This window comes from Kitasatospora sp. NPDC036934, from assembly GCF_055608425.1.
Genome location: NZ_JBVJQR010000001.1, coordinates 218,013 through 236,004, shown reverse-complemented (window position 1 = coordinate 236,004; position 17,992 = coordinate 218,013). Strand labels below are relative to the sequence as shown.

12 protein-coding genes are annotated in these 17,992 nt (G+C 74.0%); 1 reads left to right on the top strand and 11 read right to left on the bottom strand.

The window, feature by feature from the left end; all coding sequences use genetic code 11:
- From ACZ7BZ_RS01075 to ACZ7BZ_RS01025, 11 genes are all read right to left on the bottom strand, one after another.
- Entirely contained in the window at positions 1 to 1,233 is a 1,233-nt protein-coding gene (locus ACZ7BZ_RS01075) for an O-antigen ligase domain-containing protein (RefSeq protein WP_470356498.1), read from the bottom strand.
- Positions 1,226 to 2,746, bottom strand: a complete 1,521-nt coding sequence (locus ACZ7BZ_RS01070) for a right-handed parallel beta-helix repeat-containing protein (RefSeq protein ID WP_470356497.1) — start codon at positions 2,744 to 2,746, stop codon at positions 1,226 to 1,228. The genes ACZ7BZ_RS01075 and ACZ7BZ_RS01070 overlap by 8 nt, the downstream gene beginning before the upstream one ends.
- 9 nt (positions 2,747 to 2,755) lie before the next feature.
- The gene (locus ACZ7BZ_RS01065; protein ID WP_470356496.1) at positions 2,756 to 4,723 is read right to left on the bottom strand and encodes an alginate lyase family protein; all 1,968 of its coding nucleotides are present in this window, start codon (positions 4,721 to 4,723) and stop codon (positions 2,756 to 2,758) included.
- A complete protein-coding gene (locus tag ACZ7BZ_RS01060) occupies positions 4,720 to 6,915 on the bottom strand; it encodes a bi-domain-containing oxidoreductase (RefSeq protein WP_470356495.1) in 2,196 nt (731 codons plus the stop codon). Before ACZ7BZ_RS01060 ends, ACZ7BZ_RS01065 begins: the two co-directional genes overlap by 4 nt.
- A 59-nt stretch (positions 6,916 to 6,974) precedes the next feature.
- A complete protein-coding gene (gene asnB / locus ACZ7BZ_RS01055) occupies positions 6,975 to 8,882 on the bottom strand; it encodes an asparagine synthase (glutamine-hydrolyzing) (RefSeq protein ID WP_380455532.1) in 1,908 nt (635 codons plus the stop codon).
- Positions 8,883 to 8,885: 3 nt separating this feature from the next.
- A complete protein-coding gene (locus tag ACZ7BZ_RS01050) occupies positions 8,886 to 10,406 on the bottom strand; it encodes a Wzz/FepE/Etk N-terminal domain-containing protein (protein ID WP_470356494.1) in 1,521 nt (506 codons plus the stop codon).
- On the bottom strand, positions 10,403 to 11,851 hold the full coding sequence (locus ACZ7BZ_RS01045) for a Wzz/FepE/Etk N-terminal domain-containing protein (RefSeq protein ID WP_470356493.1): 1,449 nt from the start codon (positions 11,849 to 11,851) through the stop codon (positions 10,403 to 10,405). Before ACZ7BZ_RS01045 ends, ACZ7BZ_RS01050 begins: the two co-directional genes overlap by 4 nt.
- On the bottom strand, positions 11,848 to 13,128 hold the full coding sequence (locus ACZ7BZ_RS01040; protein ID WP_470356492.1) for a glycosyltransferase family 4 protein: 1,281 nt from the start codon (positions 13,126 to 13,128) through the stop codon (positions 11,848 to 11,850). The genes ACZ7BZ_RS01045 and ACZ7BZ_RS01040 overlap by 4 nt, the downstream gene beginning before the upstream one ends.
- Positions 13,118 to 14,434 carry a nucleotide sugar dehydrogenase gene (locus tag ACZ7BZ_RS01035; protein WP_470356491.1) on the bottom strand — a complete coding sequence of 439 codons (1,317 nt, stop codon included), beginning with the start codon at positions 14,432 to 14,434 and terminating at the stop codon, positions 13,118 to 13,120. The genes ACZ7BZ_RS01040 and ACZ7BZ_RS01035 overlap by 11 nt, the downstream gene beginning before the upstream one ends.
- Before the next feature lie 76 nt (positions 14,435 to 14,510).
- Positions 14,511 to 15,998: a sugar transferase gene (locus tag ACZ7BZ_RS01030; protein WP_470356799.1), complete on the bottom strand. Its 1,488-nt coding sequence runs from the start codon at positions 15,996 to 15,998 to the stop codon at positions 14,511 to 14,513.
- Positions 15,999 to 16,632: 634 nt separating this feature from the next.
- The gene (locus tag ACZ7BZ_RS01025) at positions 16,633 to 17,358 is read right to left on the bottom strand and encodes a hypothetical protein (protein WP_470356490.1); all 726 of its coding nucleotides are present in this window, start codon (positions 17,356 to 17,358) and stop codon (positions 16,633 to 16,635) included.
- A 113-nt stretch (positions 17,359 to 17,471) separates the two neighbouring features.
- Between ACZ7BZ_RS01025 and ACZ7BZ_RS01020 the strand changes: the two genes are divergently transcribed.
- Entirely contained in the window at positions 17,472 to 17,906 is a 435-nt protein-coding gene (locus ACZ7BZ_RS01020) for a universal stress protein (RefSeq protein WP_470356489.1), read from the top strand.
- The last annotated feature ends 86 nt before the right edge of the window (positions 17,907 to 17,992 follow it).

Here is a 17,992-nt window from a genome sequence, read left to right as displayed (position 1 = left end):
TCAGGTCACCTCCGTTCTGGGGTCCGGAACCCGGTCCGGGACGCGGGCCGGGAGGGGCAGGGCCGCGCTGGGGGCCGTCAGCAGGGCGGCGGCCACGGTCAGGTGCAGCAGGTACGGCGAGGCGTCGCCCAGCCCGGCCTCGGTGTAGGAGGCGATCGCGCAGTAGCTGATCAGGAAGATCGCGCAGGCCCGCGCGAGCGACGGCGGGCGCAGCAGGGCGACGCCGCCCAGCACCAGGATCATCGCGGCCACCAGGGCCACGCCCGCCAGGCCCTGTTCGTTGTAGACGGCCAGCCAGCTGTTGTCGATCGGCAGCCCGCCGAAGGACTTGTCGCCCAGGCCCTTGCCGAACAGCTGCTCCAGGGTCGTCCGGGGCGCGGCCAGCAGGGCGTCCCAGACCTTGGCGCGGCCGGTGAGGTTGGAGAAGTTCTCCTGGCTCTGTCCGCGCAGGAACCAGGCCTGGAGCAGCGAACCGAGGCCCACCGCGGCCGCGGTGGCGCACAGCACCGCCCAGCCGAAGAACCGGCGGGCGGCGGCGCTGGTCAGCAGCAGCGAGCCGATCGCCAGCGCCAGCCCGAGGATCAGGCCGAGGGTGGCGGTGCGGGTGTGGGTCAGCGCCAGCAGGACGAGCGAGGGCACGATGACCGCGGCGGCGCTCCTGCCGGTGGTGCGGCGGCCCAGCAGGAGCAGCACCGTCAGCCCGGTGATCACCGCGGCGTACTGGCCGATCTGCGGCGGGGTGAGCGGCCACAGCGCGCCGACCAGCCGCCCGCCGTAGACGTCCGGGAAGGCGGCGCCCGGTGAGATGACCAGCCCGGCCGCCACCGTGGCCAGCACCGCGAAGTACATCCGGATGTGGTGCCGGACGAACTCCTCGCCGTCGTCCCACCAGCGGCTGAGCAGCCACAGCGTGCCGACGAACAGGGCCAGTCGGAAGCAGCGGAACAGCGCGCCGGCCCCGGACTCCAGGGAGGCGCTGGAGATCACGCTCAGCACCAGCAGCAGGGTGAGCAGCAGCAGGTGGGCGCTGGGTCGGATGCGCAGCCGGAGGTTGCCGAGGAGGGCCAGCGCGAAGGCGGTGACCAGCGCGCCCATGGTGAGCATCTGGATCAGCGAGCGGGGCAGCGGGACGACGGTCTGCGCCCCGGCCGAGCCGAGGGTGTTGAGGATCAGCAGCCCCCAGCAGGCGCCGACGGCCCTGGGGCGCGTCTCGTCCCGGTCCACCTCAACCACCCGTCCCCGGCCGCAGGGTGCTGCCCGTGTCCTGCCGGTACGGCGTGGCCTGCCACTGCCCGAAGTCCACGGTGCGGCTGGGGTCGTGGACGACGAAGCTCCACGGCCCGGTGTAGCTGTTGTCGTGCCAGCGGTTCTGCTGCTTGCCGGTGATCGCGTCGGCCACCGGCTGGCCCTTGTACGGCGACCAGTCCGGGAAGGTCCCGTAGTTGGAGAGCACGGCCATCCGGCCGCAGTTCACCGTGCAGCCGACGACGGAGGGGTCCGTGGTGAAGCGGTTGTCGTGGATGTCCACCCGCTGGGTCTTCCATCGGCAGTCGGCGTAGAGCGGCGCGGTGGCGATCGCCGGCTGGGTGCAGCGGGCCGTGTCCTTCACCAGCAGGGTGCAGTCGCCGGAGGAGGTGTTGGCCGGGCTGTTGCAGAACCGGTCGGCGTTCTCCCACAGGGTGATCCCGGACCAGTTGTCCTCCAACAGGTTCCGGTCGATCTCGATCTTGTCGGTGCGGGCCGGGATCCGCGGCTCACCGCCGGACTCGGACAGGTAGACGGCCGGATAGGGGAAGTTGTCGCCGCGATCGGCGGCCCGGCGGCCCTCCACCCAGTCGTTGCGCCGGATCGTGTTGCCCGCGATGACGGCGTTGTAGCTGGTCTCGTAGATCAGCGCGGCGCCGTCGTTGGCCTCCAGGACGTTGTCCTCGATCCGGAAGTCGTTGTTGTTCGTGTCCGCCCACAGCCCGGTGCCCCGGTTGTCGTGCACCCAGTTGCCGCGCACGTCAGCGCCGTTGACGGCCCAGAACTTGACGCCGCCGGTGCAGCCGCAGCCCGGCTGCTTCTGCTCCCACTGGTCGGTGTCGTTGCCGGTGATCTCGTTGCCGTCGAGCAGCAGGTCGCTGATCGGGGCACCGGTCTTGTAGGCGTTGATGCCGTACTGCCCGTTGCCGCGCAGGCAGCTGGCGCGGACCCGCTGGTGGGCCCCGGCCATCAGTCCGGCCCCGGAGTTGTCCTGGATCGTGGTGTGCTCGATCACCCAGCCGTCGGCCGAGTCGTGGTTGACCACGCCCTCGTTCTGCGGCGCGACGAAGCCCTGCACGGTCAGGTAGCGGATGGTGACCTTCGCGGCGCTGCCGCCGAAGGCGTACTGGTTGGTCCGGCCGCCGTCCAGCACCGCGCCGGGTGCGCCGAGGTAACTGTCGCCCTCCTTGGGCAGGACCTGGGCGTAGCGGTCCGCTTCGAGCCGGTGCGTTCCCGGCTGGAGCCAGAACGTGCTGTTCGGGGGGCTGTTCCTGGTCTTCGCGGCCAGGTCGCCGACCACCGCCGGGTCGACCGTCACCGCGCCCGCCGGCGCGCTCGCCGGCCCGGTCCCGGGGGCGGCGCACACCCGGGCCACGGTGACGGGCCCGGGCGGCGCGCTGGTCAGCTTCGCCGGGGCGTCCGAGCCGCTGGTGCAGCCGGTCGCCGGCAACAGGGTGAGCGCTGCCACCACCGCCCCCAGGTGCCGCCTTCTGATCCCCACCTCCGCCCCCTAGCCCCGGAACCCGAGCACGGTGGTGAACCCCTGCGCGCCGTCGGCGAAGCCGGTGCCGATCAGGGTGGTGGCGGGTTCCTTGCGGCCGAAGCCGGCCGAGTACCAGCCCAGCGGCGGTTCGCTCTCGCCGCGGTGGGCCCGCCAGGTCAGCTCGCCGGGCAGCTCCAGCACCGCGGAGCGGTCCTCGCCGTCGCCGGTCCAGGTCAGCACGGCCCGGTGGCCGGTCAGCTCGGCGGTGACCGCCGGGCCGAGGTGGAAGGCCAGCCGCACGGCTGCCCGGCCCGGGCCGCGGACCTCGTCGACCACCCGCACCTCCCGCTGCTCAGCGTCCAGTTCGACCCGGCGGCGGTGCACGGCGGGCCGGTAGCCGTCGTGCTCGGCGCACCAGCGGGCCACCCGCCGGTCGGTGGTGTCGGCGACCAGCACCCGGCTGCGGGCGTGGCCGGTCCACAGGAACGGGCCGCCGGAGACGGACTGGTCGGCGCCGTCCAGCTCCAGGGTGTTGTGGCCCAGGGTCGAGCGGAAGTAGCGCCGCCACTCGGGCTGCCCGTGGTAGCAGTACGTCCCCGGGTCGGCGAGCACGTCGACGCCGTCGTGCCGGACCTCCAGGGACAGCGCGTCCGCGTGGGCGTGCGCGGCGATGGACAGGAAGCCGTGCGGGCCGCCGTCGCAGCGGCACCAGATCTCCCCCCGCCCCCCTTCCGCCGGGCTGCGCAGCACGGTCAGGCCCGCGTCGGCGAAGTGGGCCGGCCGGTGGGCCGGGCGGGTCACCCTGCCGTCCTTCCCGTACGGCCGGAGCAGCGCGGCCAGCAGCGGGGTGCGCACATCGGCGACGGTCACCGCGGGCCACCAGTCGAGCCGGCCGAACACGGCGGCGCCGGTGGCAAGCAGCGAGGCCCAGCGGTCGGTGCCCGCGCCGTCCAGGACCAGGCCGTGGCCGTCGTCGGCGTCCCCCTGGCGCGGCGGCCGCAGCCGGGCGTCGACCACGGCCGCGAGGGCGTCGGTCATCCGCAGCAGCACCAGCCGGACGGTGGTGGGGACGGGCACGGCGGCGGCGTCCGCCTCGGCCAGCGCGGCCAGGCCGAGTTCCAGTACGAGTCCGTGGTAGTCGCTCGCCAGTTCGCGGTTGAGGCCGGAGGGGAAGGTGTTGCCGCGCAGGTGGCGCTCCAGCGAGCGCAGCGCGTCGGAGCGCCAGCGTGCCGAGGCGGGGAACCAGTCGAAGGCGCAGGCCGCGGCGAACTGCCCGGCGGCCTCGGCGATCACGTGGTTGTTGGCGGAGGAGCCCCGGCTGGGGAAGGCGGCCAGCCAGCGCTGGTGCTGCCGGATCTGCTCCAGCGCCACCGGGTTGGACTCGAACAGCGCGGCCGCGCCCGGCCAGCCGTCGAGCAGCCGGCGGATCCACACCCAGGACAGCAGCCGGATGCCCAACTCGATGCCGCTGATCCAGTGCACCCCGCGCAGCGGCGGGTTGGCCGCCCACCAGGAGCGCAGGTGCTCGGCGACGCGCTCGGCGTAGCGCTCGTTCCCGGTGACGGCGTAGGCGGCGGCGAGCACGGTCAGGTACTGGTGCCGGGAGGGCTCCCAGATCTGCTTGATGTCGCCGACCGCCGCCTCGTCCCGGTACGGCAGGTCGAAGGCGCAGCCGTCGGGGGCCCGGCGCCCGGTCTTCGGGTCGTACCACCAGTCCGGGGCGGCCAGGTCGTCGCGGCGCACGCCGAAGAACTCGCCGTGGCCGTCCATCAGCCGGTCCGCCTCCGCGGTGAGGCGCTTGACGGCCGCCGGGGGCATCGCGGCGAGCGCTCCGGCGGGCAGCACCGCGGTGAACCGGGCGCCGGTCACCGCCGGGCCGGGCGGCGGCGCCGGGCGCCAGCGCCGCCGGCGCACCGCGTCGCCCACCCGGCCGCCGATCTCCCGCGGCCCCATCCGGGACAGCCGGCGCAGGTACCAGCCCGGGCTCGTGCTCATCGCGGCCTCGCCAGCGTCACCGGGGCGCCGCCGGCCAGGCCGGACCGGACGGCGAGGGTGGCCGAGGTGGTCGCGACCAGCGACTCCAGCGGCACCGGCATCGGCCCGCCGGTCCGCACCGCCCGGACGAACGCGGCCAGTTCGGCGGACTGGCCCTTGTCCCGGGCCCGGGGCAGCCGGGAGCTGACCCACCGCTTTCGGCCGGCCGTGCCGTCGAAGTACACCGAGGCGCGGACGAAGTCGTCCAGCTTGAGCACCTTGCCGTCGGCGACGAGGTCCAGGGTCTCCTTGGGGAAGCCGGGCGCGCCGGTGGTGACGTAGCTCAGGGTGGCGGTGGAGCCGTCCGGGTAGCGCAGCAAGATCTGCGGGTCCTCGTTGCCGGACCGGGCGACGGCGTAGACCGAGACCGGGTCGGCGTCCAGCAGCCAGCTCGCGGTGTCGATGAAGTGCCCGCCCTCGCCGGCGAACCGGGAGCCCTCGGTGTCCTGTCGCAGGTACCAGCTGCCGTGCTGCAGCCGGCCGGCGTTGACCAGGTAGCGCAGGGCGGCCGGGCCGGTCCGGGGGCCGAAGTGGTTCTTGGCCTCGCGCAGCAGCGGCGCGAAGCGGCGGTTGAAGCCCACCTGGAGGCGGTCGTTGCCGGACTCCGCCACGGCGGCGAGCACGCCCGCCAGTTCCTCCTCGGTGAGGGCCAGCGGCTTCTCCACGAACACCGCCTTGCCGGCCAGCAGCGCCCGCCTGGTCAGTTCGGCGTGCGAGCTGTGCCGGGTGACCACGAACACCGCGTCGACGGCGTCGTCCCCGAGGACGGCGTCGAGGTCGGTGGTGGCGTGGGCGAAGCCGAACTTGCGCTGGGCGTTGGCGCCGGACAGCGCCGTCGTGGTGACGACGGTGGAAAGTGCCACGCCCTCGCGTCCGGCGAGGTGCGGCAGCAGCATCGAGGTGGCGTAGTTCCCGGCGCCGACGAAGGCCAGCCGGACCGGCGAGCCGGCGGGCCGGGTCGCGCGCCCGGCGCCGCGGGGCACCGCGGGCACCGCCACCTCCGGGGTCCTGACCGGCTCCTCGCCGGTGGCCCCGGGGTACCGGAACAGCACCGCCACGGCCTTCAACTCGCCGTCCTTGAGCCGCCGGTAGGTCTCCACCGCGTCGTCGAAGTCGGCGATGTGGGAGATCAGCGGCTCCACGTCGACCCGGCCGCGAGCGGCGAGGTCGAGGAAGCAGGCCAGGTTGCGGCGTTCCGTCCAGCGCACGTAGCCGATGGGGTAGTCCCGGCCCTCCAGCTCGTACTCCGGGTCGTAGCGCCCGGGGCCGTAGGAGCGGGAGAACCGGACGTCCAGCTCCTTCTCGTAGTACGCGTTCCACGGCAGGTCCAGCCGGCACTTGCCGATGTCGATCACCCGGCCCCGGTCCCGGGCCAACTTGGCGGCCAGCTCGACGGGTTGGTTGCTGCCGCCGCCGGCGGCCAGGTACACCTGGTCCACGCCGTGGCCGTCGGTCAGCTCGGCGGCGGCGTGCTCCACGGCCGCCGAGCCCGGGTCGCCGCAGGCCACCGCGCCCAACCGCTCGGCGAGTTCGCAGCGCACCGGGTCGGGGTCGGCCCCGACCACCCGTACACCGGCGGCGGTGAGCAGCTGCACGACCAGCTGGCCGATCAGCCCGAGGCCGATCACCAGCGCCACCTCGCCGAGCTGCGGCTCGCCCTGCCGGACGCCCTGCAGGGCGATCGACCCGACGGTGCCGAAGGCGGCGTGGCGCGGGGCCAGGCCGTCCGGCACCGGGGTGTAGAGGTTCCTGGGCACCCAGTTCAGTTCGGCGTGCAGCGCGTGCTCGTTGCCCGCGCAGGCCACCAGGTCGCCGGCCTTGACGTCGTCGATCCCGGCACCGACCTGCTCGACCACCCCGCACAGCGAGTAGCCCAGCGGCGTGTAGGAGTCCAGCTTGCCCATCACCTTGCGGTAGGTGGCGGGCAGCCCGTTGACGGCCACGCTCTGCATCGCCTTGGCGACCTGGTCCGGCCGGGAACGGGCCTTGCCCAGCATCGACATGCCGGCCTCGGAGACCTTCATCAGCTCCGTCCCGGTGGAGATCAGCGAGAACGCGGTGCGGACCAGCACCCCGCCCGGCTTGCACCCCGGCACCGGCACGTCGAGCACCGACAGTTCGCCGCTCTTGTAGTTCTGCACAACCTGTTTCACCGGAAGTCCCCTTGTTCCTCAGCCTGTTCGTGGTGGAGCGGGCGGCGCGGCCTCGGGCCCTATCCGGAGGTCGCGCCGCGGTACCAGTACTCGAGGGTCAGCACGTGCCACAGGTGCTTGGAGAAGTCCCGCTGCCCGGCGGCGTCCTCGGCGACCATCCGGGCCAGCGCCTCACGTCGCAGCAGGCCGGAGTTGACCAGCAGCCCGTCGTTCACCACCTCGCGCACCAGCGGCGCGAGGTCCCGGCTCATCCAGGCCCGCAGCGGGGCGCTGAACAGGCCCTTGGGCCGGTACACGATCTCCCTTGGCAGCACGGAGGTGGCCGCCTCCTTGAGGACGGCCTTGCCCTGCCGTCCGACGATCTTGCGGTCGCCGGGCACCGCGAAGGCCGCCTTCACCACCTCGACGTCCACGTACGGCACCCGTACCTCGGTGGACGCGGCCATGCTGGAGCGGTCGGTGTACGCGAGGTTGAGGCCCGGAAGGAACATCCGGGCGTCGGCCAGGCACATCCGGTTGACGAAGTCGTCGAGGTCGTTGTCCCGGTAGACGTCCGCGTGCTCGTCCAGCACGTCCTGGACCGTCCCGGCGAGGTCCGGGTCGACCAGGGCGAGCAGCTCCGCCCGGTCGTACATGGTGTAACTGCGCCGGAACGCCGTCTCCTCCGGCAGGTCGGCGAAGGAGAGGAAGCGCTTGGCGAAGCGCACCGAGCGGTACCCCCGGCGGGCGGTGGCGACCGGCAGCCGGTCCACGGCCGCGCCCAGCCCGCGCCGCAGCGGCCGTGGGACGCGCTGGTAGCGCAGCGCCAGCCGGTTGGCCAGGTGCTTGCGGTAGCCGGCGAACAGTTCGTCGGCGCCCATCCCGGAGAGCAGCACCTTGACCCCGGCCTCCCGGGCGGCCGAGCAGATCAGGAAGGTGTTGATCGCGGCCGGGTCGCCGATCGGCTCGTCCAGGTGGTGCGTGATCCTCGGCAGCAGGTCGAGCACGTCCGGGGCGATCTCGATCTCGTGCAGGTCGACGCCGAACCGCTCGGCCACCCGCCGGGCGTAGCGCAGGTCGTCCGGCATCGCCTCGAACCTGGCGTCCTCGGCGCGGAAGCCGATGGTGTAGGCGGAGATCCCGGGCTTGTCGCGGGCCGCCAGGGCGGTCAGGTAGCTGGAGTCCAGGCCGCCCGAGAGGAAGGTCGCCACCGGGACGTCGGAGAGCAGGTGACGCCGGGTCGACTCCTCGACGACGGCGGCGAGGTCCGGCCGCTCGCCGGCCCGGGCGCGGTCCCGGCCCTCGGCGGCGACCTCCCGAAGGTGCCAGAACCGGCCGTGCTCCACCCGGCCGTCGGGTCGGCACCGCAGCCAGCTGCCCGGCGGCAGCTTCTCCGCCCCGCGGAACGCGCAGCGGGAGTCCGGCACCCAGTAGTAGAGCAGCGAGGCGACCAGCGCGGCGTGGTCCACCTCCAGCGAGCCGCCGGTGGCGGCGGCCAGTGCCTTGAGCTCGGAGGCGAACACCAGGCCCCCGCCGCGCCGGACCAGGAACAGCGGCTTGATGCCGAGCTGGTCGCGGGCGAGCACCAGTTCACCGGTGCGCTCGTCGAAGATCCCGAACGCGAACATCCCGCGCAGCCGGGGCAGGCAGTCGGTGCCCCAGCGCCGCCAGGCCTCCAGCAGCACCTCGGTGTCGGAGGTGCCGCGGAAGCGCACCCCGGCGGCGGTCAGTTCGGCGCGCAGCTCGGGCGCGTTGTACAGCTCGCCGTTGTACGTCAGGACGAGGCCGCTCCTGGCCATCGGCTGGGCGCCGGTCCCGGAGAGGTCGACGATGGCCAGCCGGCGGTGCCCCAGCTGCACCTCGCCGTCGCCGACGGGGTGGCCGTAGCGGCCCGCGCCGTCCGGGCCGCGGTGGGCGAGGGTGTCGGTGAGCAGGTCGGTCACGGCCTTGCCGTCCGGCCAGCGGTACGTGCCCGCGATGCCGCACATGTGCTACCTCGCCTCCTGGTCGCTGTCGGGGACCCTTGAGGTCCACATCGGTAGTCGTTCCGTCCGCCGCCGGCCCGGCAGGCTCCGGGTCGGCCGGTCGCCCCGGCCGCGCGGCGCGGTGTGCGGCCCGTCCCACAGGGTGCCGTCGGTCCGGTCATGCGGATCGGGGTCGATCAGCACCACGCCGAGGACCGGGATGCGCTGCTCCGCGAGCCGGCGCGCCACGGTGTGCAGCCAGGCGGCGCTGCCGTGCCCGGCCCGGACCACCAGCACCGTGCGGGTGCCGAGGTAGCGCAGGTCGGTCCAGGCCGTGCCGGGGGCCACCGAGCCGACCCCGAGCCGGCGTTCCGACAGGGCAACGGCCGAGGCCCGCTCACCGCCGATCACGGTCGGGCCGCCCGGTTCCGGGCGGCGGTCGGCGAGCTGGAGGCCCGGCAGGCCGTCCACGACGGCCACCGGCCCCTCCGCCGACAGTTCCCCGGCGAGGTCCAGCGCGATCGCCACCGTGCTGTGCGCGCAGCCCAGTTCCAGCAGCGACACCGTCTCCGCCGAGCCGCGTACGGTACGGGCCAGGGTCGCGGTGAGCCTGGCCCGGGCCACCCTGGCCCGGCGCGACGGCCGGCGTCCGGCCGGGCGCCGGGGCGCCCGGTTCAGCTCGGCGATGACCGAGGCGCCGAGGTTCGCGGCGACGTCCCGGCGCAGCACCGGGCGGTCCGCGACCACCGCGCCGACGGCGGCCGCCGCGATGCCGAGGACCAGCCCGAGGACGGCGCCGATCCCGCCGTCGGTGGCGGCGGCGGGCAGGGACTGCGGCACCGCGCGCGCGGCGTCCACGATCCGGGTACCGGCCACCAGCCGGGGCGTGCCGACCTGCGCCTCGGCCGCACGCTGGCCGAAGTCGGTGATCCGGGAGGTGAGTTCGGCCCGGCTGGCGTAGAGCGACTCCAGGTTCGCCGAGGCGTTCGGTCCGCTCTGCTGCGCGCCGTCCCCGATCTCCTTGTTGACCTGGGCGAGTTGGTCCCGCATCCGGTCCCGCTCGTCGAGCAGGGCCTTGGCCTGGGCGTCGGCGGCGTCCCGGAGCCGCTTCACGTGGTCGGCGACGAACGCCTCGGCCAGCGCCTCGGCCCGGGCCCGCGCCTCGGTGTCGCTGCGGCCGGTCGCGGTGATCTGGAGCAGGTTGTTGGTCAGGCCGAGGCCCGTGTAGTCCCGCATGAAGTCCTCCGGCTTCTGCGCGGAGCCGAGGGCCTGGAGGGCCTTGCCGGCGATGCCGGTGGTCTGCAGCAGGGCGACATCGGTGCGGATCAGGGTGCCGGGGTCGTTGGGCTGGTCCGCCTCGTGGGCGACCAGCACCTCGGTCACCGCGGTCGGCGGCGGCGGCTTCAGGACGGCCACGGCCGCGCCGAGCAGCAGCCCGACCAGCGCCAGGGCGCACCAGAGGCGGCGCCGGCGGCGCACCGCGACCACCAGGGCTTGGAGGTCCAGCAGCGGGGCCGGCGGCGGCTCCGCGGTCGTGCTCGTCGTCACCCCGACCCTCTCCCCGTGTCCTCGCCGACCGCGAGGGCCGCCGTGGCGGCCTCCGGGTCGTGCTCCTTCCCGACGGACGGCGTGACGGCCTCCTGGTCGCGGTCCTCCGCGACGGACGGCGTGACCCCGTCCCCGGCTGTCCGGGCCCGCCCGGGGCGCCCCGGGCGGGCCCGGACGGTGCCGGCCAGCACGATCCCGAGCAGCTCGTGCCCGGCGTCCAGGCACGCCCCGCCGATGCCGGCCAGCTCCCCCACCGTCCGGCCGCCCGGACTGAGCACCACCACTGCGCCGGACTCGTCCGCGCGGTCCGGCAGCAGCGGCCGGTGCGCCGCCACCCCCACCACCCGCAGCAGCGGCTCGTCCCCCGCCTCGGCGAGGAGCTGCTCAGCGGCCCGGCGGGCCGGCTCGTCGCCGTCCGGGACGACGACCAGCAGCCGCCGGGGGCCGGGCAGCTGGTCCCGCAGCCGGTCGCACACCCGCCGGTAGCGGAGCCTTCGGTCGGCCTCGTCGCCGGCGCCGTGCGGGACGGGCAGGTCCCAGCGGGTGTCGATGCCCAGCAGCCGGCGGGCCAGGGCCCTGGGGCCACCGCCCCGCAGCCGCCGGGCGGCCCGCTCGGCGGGGACGTCGACGGCGCCGAGGACGGTCGCGCCCAGCGCCGCGGCGATCTCCGCCCCGGTGCGCGGCCGACGGCTGGTCCGGGCCGCGGCGAGGTGGCCGATGACGGCCAGCAGGACGGCCAGCAGCGCGCCGACGGCGATGAGTTCCGTCCGGGTCGGCGGTGCCTGGGCGGACGGCCGGGCGGCCGCGCCCATGACGACCAGGTTGGCCTTGTTGGCGCCCGGGTCGACCTGGTCCAGCTTCTTGATGGCGTCCTGCAGGGAGGTGCGCAGCTTCTCCAGCTCGGTGCGGGTCTGCACGCTCTCCACCGTCCGCCCCGGGTCGGCCGAGGCCGCCAGGTCGGTGATCCGGCGGCTGGCCTGCACCACCAGCTGCCGCAGCGCCTCGGGCTGCGACGCCTCCGGGTCGCTGCCGTCGCCCGCGACCCGGGCGGCGAACGTGACGAACTGGTGGGCCACCTGGTCGGCGAGCTGCTGGGCGCGCTCCGGGGTGTCGGCCGTGCCCGAGATCTTGACGATGTTGCCGTCCGCGGCCGTGGCGCTCACCCGGTCCTGCAGTTCGGTGCCGCTGACCCCGGGCCAGCCGAGCGAGGCGGCCGCCTGGTCGAGCACCACCGAGCTGGTCGCGATCTCCGCCTGGGTCAGCAGCTCGCGGTCCTGCCACACGCCCGGCAGCAGCACCGACGCGGACGTGGTGTAGCTCGGCGGGAACAGCAGCGAGGTGCCGTAGCCGGCCAGCGCCCCCACCAGGGCGAGGACGGCGAGCAGCCGCCAGCGCCGGCGGAGGATCCGGCCGACCGCGGCCAGGCGTATCGTGTCGTCACTCAACGGGGCGGCCTTCTGCGCACCCGGGCCGGGCGGCCCGCCGCTGCCGGGGCGCCGTCACCGCAGGCGGCGGCGTAGGCGGCGAGCAGCGCCCGCTGGGAGTTGCGCCAGGCGAGCGGCCCGTTGATCCGTTCCTGGCCGATTTTGCCCATCCAGGCCCGCTTCTCCGGGTCGTCCAGCAGCTGCGCGACCAGCCCGGCGAACGCGGACTCGTCGTTGGCGGGCGCGTAGAGGGCGGCGTCGCCGGCGGAGACCCGGGCCTCCCGGAGGTCGAAGGAGACGATCGGGCGGCCCATCACCATGTACTCCAGGACCTTGTTCATGGTCGACACGTCGTTGAGCGGGTTGCGCGGGTCCGGGGACAGGCAGACGTCCGCGGTGGACAGGTAGCGCACCAGGTCGGCGTCCGGGACGCGCCCGGTGAACTGCACCTGGTCCGCGAGCCCGAGCCGCCGGGACAGCTCCACCATGGCGTCGAAGGTGTCTCCGCCGCCGACGAACACCGCGTGCCAGTCGGTCCGGCCGAGTTCGTCGCGCAGCTTGGCGAGCGCCCGCAGGGCGTAGTCGACGCCGTCCTGGGGGCCCATGACGCCCAGGTAGCACAGCAGATGGGGCTTGCCGCGCTTCAACTCCGGCTCGGCCGGCACCGGTCGGAAGCGGTCGGTGTCGGGCGCGCTGCGCACCACGAAGACGTCCTCGGGCCGCCTGCCGCCGCGGCGCAGCGCGACGTCCCGGTAGCTCTCGTTGGTGGCGAGCACGATGTCCGCGGCCCGGTAGGTCCGGCGTTCCAGGGCGCACACGGCGCGGTAGAGCAGGTCCTCGCCGCGGTCGAACCGGGAGAGGTACAGCTCGGGCACCAGGTCGTGCTGGTCGAAGACGAAGCGCGCGCCGCGCCGCTTGAGCCACAGGGCGGGCAGGAACAGCAGGTCGGGCGGGTTGCAGGCGTGCACCACGTCGACCGGGCCGACCCTGCGGGCCAGCCGGGCCGTGTGCCAGAGCGCGGATCCGTACTCCTGGAGGTAGCCGGCCGGGCCGCCGGTGGCCGCACGCAGGGGGTAGCGGTGGATCCGCACCCCGTCGATCAGCGCCTCCGGTTCGGTGTCCCGCTTGCTGCCCTGCGGGCAGATGACGTGGACCGTCCAGCCCGCGTCGCGCAGCGTGGTGCACTCCTGCCACACCCGCCGGTCGAAGGGGACCGACAGGTTCTCCACCAGGATCAGCGCGCGGCGGCCGCGCCCGTCGCCGCCGGCGGTCTCGTTGAACTCCGCGTCACCAAGCAAGGCCCGTGTACCCCGGTTCGGCCCGGCGCGCCTCGGCGTCGGGGAGGCGGACGAGATCGACGATCGCCGGACTGCCGCCGTGCGGCAGGGCCGACAGGACGGCCGGGTCCTTCGTCCCGACCACGCACACCTCGGCGTGCTCCAGCACCTCCTGGACGGAGTCCACGAGCAGCTGGGCGAGGTGCGGCAGCCTGGTCTCGATGTACTCGCGGTTGGCGCCGAGCAGCCGGGACAGGTTCACGTTGGGGTCGTGGATCCGCAGGTCGTAGCCCTTGCCGAAGAGCTGCTCGGCCAGCTCGACCAGCGGGCTCTCGCGCAGGTCGTCGGTGCCCGGCTTGAAGGACAGGCCGAACAGGCCGACCCGGCGCTTGCCGGTGCGCTCGACCAACGCGACCGCGCGCTGCAGGTGTTCGGCGTTGGACGGCAGCACGTGGGAGAGGATCGGCACCGCGACGTCGGCCCGGTGCGCCGCGTGGACCAGGCTGCGCAGGTCCTTGGGCAGGCAGGAGCCGCCGAAGGCGAAGCCGGGCCGCAGGTAGGCGCGGCTGATGTTCAGCTTGCGGTCGGCCAGGAAGACGTCGATCACCTGGTGCGAGTCCACCCCGAGGGCCTGGCACACCGCGCCCAGCTCGTTGGCGAAGCCGATCTTGAGGCCGTGGAAGGCGTTGTCCGCGTACTTGATCGCCTCGGCCGTCGGCACGGGCACCCGGAACACCGCGCCGGGCAGCCCCTCGTAGAGTTCCTCGACCACGTCGCCGCTCGCCGGGTCGAGTTCGCCGATGACGGTCTTCGGCGGGTCGAAGAAGTCCCGCACACTGGTGCCCTCGCGCAGGAACTCCGGGTTGACGGCCACCCCGAAGTCCACTCCGGCGGTGCCGCCGGTGTGCTTCTCCAGGATCGGAACCAGCAGGTTCAGACAGGTGCCCGGGAGCATGGTGCTGCGGAACACCACGGTCTGCCGCCCGCCCCGCTCGGCCACCGCGGCGCCGATCTGTTCGGTGACCCGCTCCAGGTAGTCGGTGCACAGGCTGCCGTTGGGCTCCGAGGGCGTGCCCACGCAGACCAGCGACACCTCGCTGCCCATGATCGCCTCACGGACGTCGGCGGTGGCGCGCAGTGCCCCGCTCGCCACCACCTCGGCGATGAGTTCGCCGATCCGCTCCTCGACCACCGGGGCCTTGCCGCCGTTGACCAGGTCGACCTTGACCTGGTTGACGTCCACCCCGATGACCTCGTGGCCCAGGCTGGCCAGGCACGCGGCCGACACGCAGCCCACGTAACCGAGCCCCAGGACACTGACCCTCATGACCCGTTCCTCCCCTCGGGCAGGCCCTTGTGGCCGGCCGTCCGCACGCCGTCCGGACGGACGGCGCCCCCACCCATCAGTAGGCCCCCTGCCCCTGGAGCACGGCCCGCAGCGTCTTCCAGAGGATCACCGTGTCCAGGGCGAGCGACCAGTCCTCCACGTACCGCAGGTCCAGCCGGACGGCCTCCTCCCACGGCAGATCGCTGCGCCCGCTGATCTGCCACAGGCCGGTGAGGCCGGGCTTGACCAGCAGCCGCCGCCGGATGTCCGGGCCGTACGCCGCGCACTCCTCCGGCAGCGGGGGCCGCGGGCCGACCAGTGACATCGAGCCGGTGAGCACGTTGACGAGCTGCGGGAGCTCGTCCAGCGAGTACCGGCGCAGCACTCCCCCGACCCTGGTCACCCGGGGGTCCCGGCGGAGCTTGAACAGCAGGCCGGCGCCCTCGTTGCGGTCCGCCAGCTCGGCCCGGGCCCGGTCCGCCCCCGGGACCATGGTGCGGAACTTGACCAGGGTGAACGGGCGGCCGTCCTTGCCGACCCGGTGCTGCCGGTAGAGCACCCCGCCCCGGCTGTCCGCCGCCACCAGCAGGGCGACCAGCAGCATCAGCGGGGCGAACAGCACCAGCAGGACGGCGGCGCCCAGCCGGTCGACGACCTCCTTGACGGCCCGGGGGCCGCCGGTGAAGGCCGGCATGCTGACCCGCAGCATCGGTATCCCGAGCACCGCGTCGACGTGCAGCCGTGGACCGGCCACCTCCATCAGCACCGGGGCGACCACCATCTCGGCGTCGCCGCCCTCCAGGTTCCAGGCCAGCCGCTGCAGCCGGTCCGGGGTCCAGTACGGGTCCGGGGTGACGGCGACGACCCGGTAGCCGTCCCGGCGGACGTGGTTGGCGACGTCCGCCAGTCGGCCGACGACCGGCACCCCGTCCAGCCGGTCGGCGCCCCGGCCGAGGGTGTACGGCGTGCACACCGCCTCCACCCGCCAGCCCAGGTGCGGGAACTTGCGGGTCCGGGTGATCAGGTCGCGCACGGTGGCCGGGCTCCCGGCGGCGAGCACCGGGCGCAGGCACCGCCCCTGGTTGCGCTGCTCGTGCAGCCACAGCCGCAGCAGGTACCGCTCGGTCATGGTGACGACCGTGATCGCCGGGATGGCGACGAAGATCCAGAGCCTGATGTTGTGCGAGCCGAGGGCGATCCCGCCGAGCGCCAGCACGACGGCGGCCGTGAAGAGCGAGCGCCCGAGCCGGCGGAACTCCTCGGCGCCCTGACCGAGCACGGCCGCGGCCCACGCCCGGCTCGTCGCCAGCGCCCCCAGCACCAGCAGTTCGGTGCCGAAGGCGAGGATGCCCCACTTCTCGTGCCAGTTGGCCGCGTCCCGGACCCCGAAGAACCCGCCGATCGCCGCCACCACGAAGGCGGTGGCCACGATGTCGCTGATGATCACGGTACGGCGGTACCGCTGCTCCCAGTCGCTCTCGGACCGGCCGATCGTCCCGTTCGCCACCGGACGCCTGCGCACCGAGGGCGACGGGCCGGCTAACTCTCCCTCCCCCTGCTCCACATCCCCCTTCAACTCACCGCTGGGTTCGACGTGTTCGCTCCACACGGTTCCTCCCCCCAGGAGGCTCGCGCCCCTGCCCTGTCCCTCCCCGGGAGACCCCGCCTCCCGTGTGCCGCGCTGTTCCTGACCGCCGGGAGACCCCTTCCCGGCGAATGGCAGATGGCGAATGCGAATGGCGAATGGCAAGTTGCAAACGGCGAATCGGCTCGGTGCAGCGCTACCTGAAACGTCCCACCCGGGCAGCGGCGGACTCGCTCGTCCTGCCGGATCCCCTGGGTGCGCGGGAGACCGTCGACGACTGCGCCCCGCACTCGTGGCCCCGTCCCGGGCCAGGATGATCACAGTCCGTCGTCACCCCGCTTCCGTCCGTGCGGGGCGAAAATCAATGTAGAGCATCCGGGCCGCCCAATGAGGGGGATGTGTGAAACGCGTGCTCCGAATCTGAACTGCGGGTGATCGAACAGCGGCTGCCCGTGGGCATGTTGGGGGTGCGGACGGGCACCGTGACCTGCCCGTACGGGAGTTCGGCGATCACCGGACCAAGCCGCCCCGGGAGATCGACCGACTGATCGTCAGGGTCGGTTTCACGCAACGGCGTTCGTATTCGGCCACCCGCCCGGCGACCGCTCCCCGCTCACCCGCTCGGCGGGTTCCGGTCCAGGAAGCGGAGGCCCTGCCGGAGGTGGGCGCGCGGGTTGGTGGTCAGGTGGCGCGCCCAGTCGGGTCCGGTCTCGCCCCGCCGGTGGGCGTAGCAGGCCAGTGCGTACCCGAGCATCCGCTCGCTCAGGTAGCCCAGCCGCGAGGTCGACCGACCCCGGCCGTTCCGGGTGAGGTCGACGGCGGAGTTGGCGGTGAACACGCCGAGGCCGAAGTGGACGGTCAGCAGGTCGGTGAGCGGCTCGTGGTCCCGCCGGACCGTGGTGATCCGCCGCTCGTCCAGCAGGCGGACGTGGCCCAGCTCGTGGGCGATGGTGGCGACCAGAGCGACCGGACGGGCCGCCAGGCGCCGGTCGATCGCGATCACCGGGCGCCCGCCCTCCCGCCGGTAGTGCCCGGTGGCGGAGCGGGACCGGTAGCCGAACCCGAGAGCGTCGGCCATGGCCCGCTCGCCGTCGTCCGGCTCGATCTCGACGGTCAGCCGCTCGGGCGCCACCTCCAGGTACCCGCAGAGCCGGGCGACCACCCGCCGGATGTCCCCCTCGGAGCCCGCGTACGGCCCCGGGAAGAACTCGGCGGTCGGCAGCACGGGGGCCCGGTCCAGCACCTCGCGGCCGAACTCGGCGGCCAGCCAGGCCATGGACTCCTCGATCCAGACCCGCTCCTCCGGCCCGACCGGGCACTTGGGTGCGAACAACGGCATGACCGCCATCATCCACCACCGCCCTCCGTCACCCGAGTGCCGGGCCATACTGGCGGCGGCAGCGCACTGCCCGCACCGTGGTCGGAGGGGCGATCAGCACAAGGACGGTCAACATGGGCACGAACGACTCCGCACCTCGCGTCGTGGTGGGTGTCGACGGCTCCCCGTCGTCGTACGCCGCACTGCGCTGGGCGATCCGGCACGCCACCCGGATCGGCGGCGTGGTCGACGCGGTGGGCGCTTGGGAGCCGCCGAGCCACTACGGCTGGTCGGCACCGGTGGTCGACACGTCCTTCGACAAGGACCTCGCCCAACAGCGCTTCGCCGACGAACTCCGCGACGTGCTCGGCCCGGACCGGCCGGTGCCGGTACAGGAGCGCCTGGTGATGGGCGACCCCTCCGACGTCCTGCTCGACGCGGCCCGGGGCGCCGAGCTGCTGGTGGTCGGCAGCCACGGCCGCAGCGGCTTCACCCGCGCCCTGCTCGGCTCGGTGAGCACGCGCTGCGCGCAGCACGCCGACTGCCCGGTGGTCATCGTCCGCGCGTAGTGACCCTCGCCCTGCTCCCTCGTCCTGTTCATCCCGCCCTGCCTTGATCGTCCTTCTTGTCGAGAACGCTCTCCGTCGGACGGCCG

What these genes read in the sequence shown, in the direction of transcription:
- asnB (WP_380455532.1), bottom strand. Translation starts at nt 8,882, where the DNA reads ATGTGCGGCATCGCGGGCACGTACCGCTGGCCGGACGGCAAGGCCGTG.
- ACZ7BZ_RS01020 (WP_470356489.1), top strand. Translation starts at nt 17,472, where the DNA reads ATGGGCACGAACGACTCCGCACCTCGCGTCGTGGTGGGTGTCGACGGC.
- ACZ7BZ_RS01065 (WP_470356496.1), bottom strand. Translation starts at nt 4,723, where the DNA reads ATGAGCACGAGCCCGGGCTGGTACCTGCGCCGGCTGTCCCGGATGGGG.
- ACZ7BZ_RS01025 (WP_470356490.1), bottom strand. Translation starts at nt 17,358, where the DNA reads ATGCCGTTGTTCGCACCCAAGTGCCCGGTCGGGCCGGAGGAGCGGGTC.
- ACZ7BZ_RS01035 (WP_470356491.1), bottom strand. Translation starts at nt 14,434, where the DNA reads ATGAGGGTCAGTGTCCTGGGGCTCGGTTACGTGGGCTGCGTGTCGGCC.